This window comes from Neomoorella sulfitireducens (assembly GCF_024733845.1).
Taxonomy (GTDB): Bacteria; Bacillota; DSM-521; order Neomoorellales; family Neomoorellaceae; genus Neomoorella; species Neomoorella sulfitireducens.
On sequence record NZ_JANRHG010000001.1, the window covers coordinates 565316 to 572223 of the forward strand.

A 6908-nucleotide genomic window follows, 5' to 3' on the forward strand; every position below is an offset into this window, starting at 1 on the left:
GAGAACTTGCCGAAGGAGGTTTTTCTATGAGTATTGGTCCATGGCGCCCCTGGCAGGGACTGGCGGGTATCCGCGAAGCCATGCTGAGTAACTTGATGCCGGGTATCTGGGAAATCGGGCCGCGCTTTGATATCTACCAAACAGAAGGGGAAGTGGTAGCTACCGCGGAATTACCTGGTTTAACTTCCAAGGATGATGTAGAGATTACCGCCACAGAAGACACCCTCGCCATCCGGGGTGAAATTCGCCGCAATGACGTGAAGGAAGGACAGGATTATCATCGTGCCGAACGTTTTTACGGTACCTTTGCCCGTACCGTCAGCCTGCCGGCAAGGGTAGAACCGGAAAAAGCGACGGCAACTTACAAAAACGGCATCCTGGAGATTCGCCTGCCCAAGGCTGAAAACCAGCGCCAGCGGCAGATTCCAATCAGTATCCACTAGGGTTTAAAAAAATTCAATTTCTCCGGCATAGACAGGGGCTGTTCGATAACTGACCCCTCAGGTAAATATTCACGTTTTTCTCCCTCAATCAAAAGCTGCACCCTATCAATCTCCGGAAACTGGGTTAACGTGAAGAGAAGAGAATTAAGGAAGGATATTTCAGCCGTACTGCCCCCACCATAGCCTATTACCTCTCGGCTGAAATCTACAGTAGCCAGCCCGTTTTCAATTTTAAATTCCAGAAGCCTGGTGCCGGGCCAGACGGTTCGTACCAGCCCGCTGTCCGGCGGCGGCCCGGCCAGCAGGGCCAGCACAGCCGCCCGGGGCAGATTACTACCATCTGCTCCGGGTGGTAATGCTACTGTAACCGGCACCAGAAATTTAACAGTGGCGTCATTGAAGTAGACCTGAACGCCCTCCTGGTTTTCTCTTTTTAAGAGGTTGTTAACTATTGCCGGTCTTGTAAGGGGCATGTCAAGTCTCAAGCCCCCAACCTCGGATACCGGCTGCCCTTCAACCAGAACCTGTACATAGCGCGTATTATCCAGGCCGGTCAGGGTTAAAACCAGGGCATTAATAGCCCTCTCTGCCTGTTGTTTATCCTGTAACTGCAACAATTCTTTTGTTAAGTCCACATATACCGTCTGCTGGTCGTCTAAAATATAAATATCCCGCAGCTTGACGCCATCGGGCATTACTCCCTTTAAATCCTCCACCCGGGGGCCGGCGAGAAGTTTTTCCACGGCTACTTTCGCTACTTCCCGGGTGGGCGTAAAAGTAACCGTCACCGGCACCAGGTAAGAACCATCCCCGGTCAAATAATATACTAAGACCTGGTGTAATTCGCTGTCACCTAATAAAGGACGTCTTTCCTTGGCAATCTTGCCGTTCATGTTCCTGTCGGCAGGTTTAGCGTTGCTAAAACATCCACCATTAAGCACGACGAGAACTAGAAGAAGTATTACCAGTACTGTATATGACCACCCCCGGCTTCTTTTTTCCGGGTGGTCTGTCTTCATAATCCTTCACTCCTCCAGAGGTTTGGTTTTAAAGATTTTTTCGACAAACATAAACCAGAATCCTGCCTATCATGAATTTTAAAAACGGCATGTTACTGCCAAAAGCAACAAAAACAGCCCCAAATAACCGAAAAAAGGATAAATCCAGCTTATCAAGTTAATAAAACCCCAACCGGCCAGGGGGAAGGCAAGGACCAGGATGGCCAGCGCGGCCTGCCAGGTTGTAAGGAAAGGCATTTGCCCTAGCCTTGTAGCCAACCCGTAAAGATTACTTGCTGCCGTAGTCACTAAAGCCAACCAGAGGGCCAGGATATAAGCATGCATCAATCCGGGTTGTAATCCGGCCACCAGGTAAAGTAAAGGTATCTCCGACTGCAAACCGGCAGGGCTCAAACGACCGAGGGCATTTACCAGCAAATAGGCCAGGATTCCTAAAAAAAGCCCACCCGTTCCCGCCCCGAGGACGCCCTTACAGGAAGAAGGCAGGGAGGTCAATAAAACGGTAATTCCCACCATATTATACGTAACATAAAGGCAAGCATTAATTATCCAGTTATTGCTGATTAGCCCCACCGGCGGTGGAGGTGATAAGTTATAAAACGGTTCCGGCCGGGAAAAAACAGCCGCCAGGGCAGCTGCAGTTATAATAATTATCATGAACGGTACCAGGAGGGCATTTACAAGCAAGAGACCTCGGCCTTTGCCCAGGCTGGCCAGGAAGGCCAGCAAGCCGCAGGCCAGGACCCCGATTACGGGCGCAAGGCCAAAATGCTCCTTCACCAAAGCCCCTGACCCCGCCAGCATAATGGCCAGGCCGCCAAAGAGGAAAGTTCCTGTGGCGAGGTCGGCAGGTTTTACCCACTTGCCCAGGAGCACTACCAGAAAATCACCGTAAGAATTCGTGTGCCATTTCAACGCCAGGCGGCGTACCTGGGCGGTAGCCAGGGTTAACAGCATCGCCATTAAAACCACTGCCGCCGGGGCCGGCGGCCCCAGGGTGACGAAAAACCGGACTAGTTCCTGGCCGGAAGCAAACCCGGCGCCGACCATAGTCCCTACGACAGCTACTGCTAATGCCAGTTCATCTCGAAGGTTCATGGCCGCCCTCCCGCAATCTTTGTACATTAATATGACGGGAGGGGCGTCCAATAGTATAAAAAAGCCGCTTCCGGCATATACTCTAGGCACAAGGTTTCTCAGGAGGCAAGGTATGGCTCTATTACCTTTTTTCACCTCTAATCAAGCTGACTCAATGCCGCCTGCGAAGATCAAATATTACTACCAGGACCCTTTGGCGGTTGAAAAATTAAGCCAGACCCTGGCCGGTCACCTGCAGGAGCTCAATCCCGATGGCAAACAGCCCCTGGTCGTGGTTTGTATTGGAACCGATCGTTCAACAGGCGATTGCCTGGGACCTCTGGTAGGTACCAATCTTTCGCTGATGCACGATTTGCCCTTTGCCGTATACGGGACCCTTGATGAACCTGTTCATGCCAGCAACCTGACTGAGAAGCTGGACTATATTCGGGCCCATCACCGCGATCCGATTATCATCGCCGTAGACGCCTGCCTGGGCCAGGCTGAAAATGTCGGCGCCATTACCCTGGCCCCGGGTGCTTTAAAACCCGGTGCCGGGGTCAATAAAAATCTACCTGCTGTGGGAGACATTCATTTTACCGGCATTGTCAACGTCGGGGGCTATATGGAATATTTTGTTCTCCAGAATACCCGCTTGTCCATCGTCATGCGTATGGCCCAGCAGATAGCCAGCTCCATTTACCAGGGGGTATGCCTGGTTTACAAGCATCGCAATATTGCCGTAGCTCGCGGCCTGCAGTAGGATTAAAAATTAATCTTACATTTCTTTAAAATATTTTCTACCTCATCGTCTGAAACCTGGTTGAAATCTTCATAGAACTGGCCGACGGCGTAAAAAGGCACCGGCGTTGCCAGGCAGATTAAATCGTCTACTAAAGGCCGCAGGCGCTCCAACGTCTCCGGCGGGGCTACCGGCACGGCCAGGACCAGCCTGCGGGGCCCGGCCTTTTTTATTGACAGGAGGGCTGCCTCAACGGTCAGGCCAGTGGCGATGCCGTCATCTACTACAATAACTACCCTTCCGGTGATTTCCAGCTCCCCGGTGCGATACCGGTAAGCCTCCAGCCGCCTCTTGATTTCTGCCATTTCTTTCTCGATTAGGGCTTTAAGATCGGCCGGAGCCAGGTTCAACGAGCTCATGAGGTTTTCGTTATATAACACTGTACCGTCCGGCGCCACTGCAGCTACGGCCAGCTCCGGATTGCCGGGCAGGCCCACCTTCCGGGGAATTATTATGTCCAGTTCGCCTGCCAGTTCTGTAACGATGGGTGCGGCTACTAACACCCCTCCCCTGGGTATGGCCAGCACCAGGGGGTGCCAGCCCCGGTATTCGTGCAAGGCCCTGGCCAGCCGGCAGCCGGCCTCGTGGCGGTTTTTAAAAATCATGTAATTCTAACCCCCGGGTAAGAGAAGTAATAATAGCTTTTCCCTTGCATATAGCTATGTATTCTCCCGGCCGTAAGCACAGCAATTCAAGGGGGGCTGCCCGCCTAACCCTGGAAAAGCTCATTCCACGCTAGGCATCCGCCGGTAGCGGCATCTGGCAGTGTCCCTGGAGCAAACCACCGGGTTCGACAATTAACCGCGCCGTTTGAACGTCGCCCTCTACTTTACCTGTCGAGGCAATTTCCAGTTGACCTGTAGCGGCCACATCACCTTTAATGGTTCCCACCACCAGCAGGTTGCGCCCCCTGACCGTGGCTACCACTTTACCACTTTCCCCGACTACCAGGTCACCCTCGGTACTTACCTCACCTTCAAAATCACCATCGATGCGGACAGCTCCTTCCGCTACCAGTTTCCCGGTTATTTTAGCTCCCTTACCAATGACCGTGTCTACCGTTGCCGCAACATTATCATTCTTTCTCCCCAGCACTTCCGCCACCCTCTTCTCCGGTAAGATATTTTAAGGGGTCCTGCAGTTCGCCATTCAACTTCACTTGAAAGTGCAGGTGGGGCCCGGTACTGCGGCCGCTGCTGCCCACCCTGGCAATAGGCTGGCCCCTCGCCACCTGTTCTCCTGTTTTAACTAAGAGTTCTGAATTATGACCGTACATGCTGGTCAAACCATAGCCGTGGTCGATAATAATGGCACGCCCGTAGACCGGCATCCATCCCGCGAAAACAACCTGGCCATTGCCGGCAGCCTGGACCTCCGCGCCATAGACAGCAGCAATATCAATACCGTCATGAAATTCTTCCCGCCGGCCAAAGGGGGAATCCCGGTAACCAAAGGGGGAAGAAACAGGCCCCGATACCGGCCAGTGCGAGGGCAGGGCTGCCAGATAAGCCAGGTGCTGCTCCATTTCCCTGGCCAGTTCTATTAGCTTAACCTCCTGGCGAGGAGTGTCCCGGGCGACGTTTTTTAGGATAGAACGTACCTGCTCTAATGTCTGTTCCTGTTCTCCCGGTCTTAAACGACCGCCCCGGGAAGCTGTGCTGGGACGCCCCCCGCCACCCTGTCCCAGGCCGAGCAAAGACCTTACCCGGGCATCCAGTTCGTCGATTTCCTTGATCTTTTCCTGCAAAGCCCTGGCCTGTTCCTCCAGCTGCAGAATTTGGGCAGCCTGCCTGGCATTAATCTGGTCAATAGCTCTAAGCTCGGCAACCCTTTTTTGCAGGTGGTATACTGCTCCTAAAGCAACAATAAAGGCTATGATAAGCATTATGGCCAGTATGATTGCGACCTGGAACAACCACGCCGGGAGATAAAAACGAAAAATTCTTCGCCCTTCCGGTACAAGCATTAACGTAAAATAACGATCACGCCGGATACCCTGCAACCCCGGTTCCTCCTAACTGGCTGCCTCTTCCGGGTTTAGAAGACCCAGGGCCATGGCCAGGGCTTTTTCTTCCTCTTCGCTCAAGCGGTAGGTAGAACGCCCGTTATAAACGGGTTTGATAAAAACACGGGTTTCGTCGCGGGCATAAAGACTCGTGAGGATAAAACCATTGGCTTCCCGGCTGAGGAGGGCCAGGGCAAAGCTTAAATCACTTCCCGTATCCGGGAAAGCATTAAAGCGAATCAACCCTATGCGGCTAAAACTTTTGTCCAGACCCACCTGGAGGTCGGCTACCTTTTCCTGCACCTGGTCAAGGACCTTCTTTACATGTCCCAGGTCCTGAAAACGCTCCAGGACGGCAGTCAGGTCGTGACCTTCACCGGTTTCAACCAGGCGCTTAATGCGTCCCTCCAGGCGCCTTATTTCAGCACGGTTATACCAGAGAAAAAGGATGATTATGAACTGCAGGAGGGCCAATCCCAGGAGTATGGGAATATTATAGGGTGCCAGTAAAGAAGTAAGTACCGCCAAGGTAAAATCCTCCCTGCTAAATTACAGCAAAGGATTTATTTCCACATAAAATGCCATTTTCCTGTTGGTAAATTTCTTTTTCTTACCGGACCATTTTAGAATTAATTTTGCATGCGGCAGGATTTACCGCAGTCCGTAGAGAAAATTTTAAACCTAAAAATTAAGGCGTGGTGATTTAAATGTTGTCCCCAGATTTAGCTGTCAAACTGGAACTTCTGCAAAAAAAATTAACAGAAATGGGAGCTATTGTGGTAGCATATTCCGGCGGCGTCGACAGCAGCCTCTTAATCAAGGTAGCAAGTTTGACCCCGGCCAGGGTCCTGGCAGTTACCGCCGCTTCACCTACTTATCCCCGGGAGGAAATAGAAGCCGCTGCCCGGCTGGCACAGGAACTCGGGGTCCGGCATATGGTAATAAATACCGGTGAAATGGAAAACCCCGCCTTCACTGCTAACCCACCGGAACGCTGTTACCACTGTAAAAAGGAACTTTATGCCAGACTCCGGGAGCTAGCCCGGGAAAATGGTCTGAAAACAATCGTTGACGGAGCCAATGCCGATGATAGCGGTGATTTCCGTCCCGGTATCCAGGCGGCTGCAGAGTTCGGCATCCGCAGCCCCCTGCAGGAAGTAAAACTGACCAAAGCGGAAATCCGCCAGTTGGCCAGATATCTGGACTTGCCCAACTGGGATAAGCCCTCCATGGCCTGCCTTTCCTCCCGCATCCCTTATGGACAGGCCATCACGCCGGAAAAGCTGGGACAGGTCGCTGCAGCCGAAGCTTTTTTGCGTCAGCTGGGGCTGCGGGAAATCCGGGTACGCCACCACGGTCCCATTGCCCGCCTGGAGGTAAGCCCTTCTGCTTTTACCCTCCTCATTGATGCAAAAATCAGGGAAAAGCTGGTTAACCATCTTCACAAACTCGGGTTTACTTATATTACCCTTGATTTAGAAGGCTTCCGCAGCGGCAGCATGAATGCCGTTTTAAGCCCTGAAGAACGGGCATTAAAGCCCAATTCGTAGATTATGGGGGAT

General features: G+C 52.3%; 9 protein-coding genes. 3 read left to right on the top strand and 6 right to left on the bottom strand.

Going from position 1 to position 6908, the window contains the following annotated elements; translation table 11 throughout:
* Nucleotides 1-26 precede the first annotated feature (26 nt).
* Nucleotides 27-443: an Hsp20/alpha crystallin family protein gene (locus tag NWF31_RS02765; protein WP_258358958.1), complete on the top strand. Its 417-nt coding sequence runs from the start codon at nucleotides 27-29 to the stop codon at nucleotides 441-443.
* Here the strand turns inward: NWF31_RS02765 and NWF31_RS02770 are convergent.
* Together NWF31_RS02770 and NWF31_RS02775 are read right to left on the bottom strand one after the other, a co-directional pair.
* Nucleotides 440-1462, bottom strand: a complete 1023-nt coding sequence (locus NWF31_RS02770) for a GerMN domain-containing protein (RefSeq protein WP_258358959.1) — start codon at nucleotides 1460-1462, stop codon at nucleotides 440-442. The genes NWF31_RS02765 and NWF31_RS02770 overlap by 4 nt on opposite strands.
* A gap of 78 nt (nucleotides 1463-1540) precedes the next feature.
* Complete coding sequence (locus NWF31_RS02775) at nucleotides 1541-2560, bottom strand: YkvI family membrane protein (RefSeq protein ID WP_258358960.1); 1020 nt, start codon at nucleotides 2558-2560, stop codon at nucleotides 1541-1543.
* Between the two features lie 112 nt (nucleotides 2561-2672).
* Between NWF31_RS02775 and yyaC the strand changes: the two genes are divergently transcribed.
* Nucleotides 2673-3302 (top strand): spore protease YyaC, encoded by a 630-nt coding sequence (yyaC, locus tag NWF31_RS02780; protein WP_258358961.1) that lies wholly within the window; start codon nucleotides 2673-2675, stop codon nucleotides 3300-3302.
* Nucleotides 3303-3304: 2 nt separating this feature from the next.
* On the opposite strand, the gene NWF31_RS02785 is transcribed toward yyaC, so the two are convergent.
* The 4 genes from NWF31_RS02785 to NWF31_RS02800 form a co-directional block, all read right to left on the bottom strand.
* Entirely contained in the window at nucleotides 3305-3946 is a 642-nt protein-coding gene (locus NWF31_RS02785; RefSeq protein ID WP_258358962.1) for a phosphoribosyltransferase, read from the bottom strand.
* 130 nt (nucleotides 3947-4076) lie between these two features.
* Nucleotides 4077-4436, bottom strand: a complete 360-nt coding sequence (locus tag NWF31_RS02790) for a bactofilin family protein (protein WP_258358963.1) — start codon at nucleotides 4434-4436, stop codon at nucleotides 4077-4079.
* Entirely contained in the window at nucleotides 4417-5343 is a 927-nt protein-coding gene (locus tag NWF31_RS02795; RefSeq protein ID WP_258358964.1) for a M23 family metallopeptidase, read from the bottom strand. Before NWF31_RS02795 ends, NWF31_RS02790 begins: the two co-directional genes overlap by 20 nt.
* Nucleotides 5344-5355: 12 nt before the next feature.
* Complete coding sequence (locus NWF31_RS02800; protein ID WP_258358965.1) at nucleotides 5356-5874, bottom strand: DUF4446 family protein; 519 nt, start codon at nucleotides 5872-5874, stop codon at nucleotides 5356-5358.
* Nucleotides 5875-6053: 179 nt separating this feature from the next.
* On the opposite strand from NWF31_RS02800, the gene larE reads away from it, so the two are divergent.
* Entirely contained in the window at nucleotides 6054-6896 is an 843-nt protein-coding gene (gene larE, locus NWF31_RS02805) for an ATP-dependent sacrificial sulfur transferase LarE (protein ID WP_258358966.1), read from the top strand.
* Nucleotides 6897-6908: the final 12 nt, after the last annotated feature.

Bases quoted from the DNA above. Each gene is read 5' to 3' on its own strand.
- NWF31_RS02775 (WP_258358960.1), bottom strand. From the start codon at position 2,560: ATGAACCTTCGAGATGAACTGGCATTAGCAGTAGCTGTCGTAGGGACT.
- NWF31_RS02785 (WP_258358962.1), bottom strand. From the start codon at position 3,946: ATGATTTTTAAAAACCGCCACGAGGCCGGCTGCCGGCTGGCCAGGGCC.
- NWF31_RS02765 (WP_258358958.1), top strand. From the start codon at position 27: ATGAGTATTGGTCCATGGCGCCCCTGGCAGGGACTGGCGGGTATCCGC.
- yyaC (WP_258358961.1), top strand. From the start codon at position 2,673: ATGGCTCTATTACCTTTTTTCACCTCTAATCAAGCTGACTCAATGCCG.
- larE (WP_258358966.1), top strand. From the start codon at position 6,054: ATGTTGTCCCCAGATTTAGCTGTCAAACTGGAACTTCTGCAAAAAAAA.
- NWF31_RS02770 (WP_258358959.1), bottom strand. From the start codon at position 1,462: ATGAAGACAGACCACCCGGAAAAAAGAAGCCGGGGGTGGTCATATACA.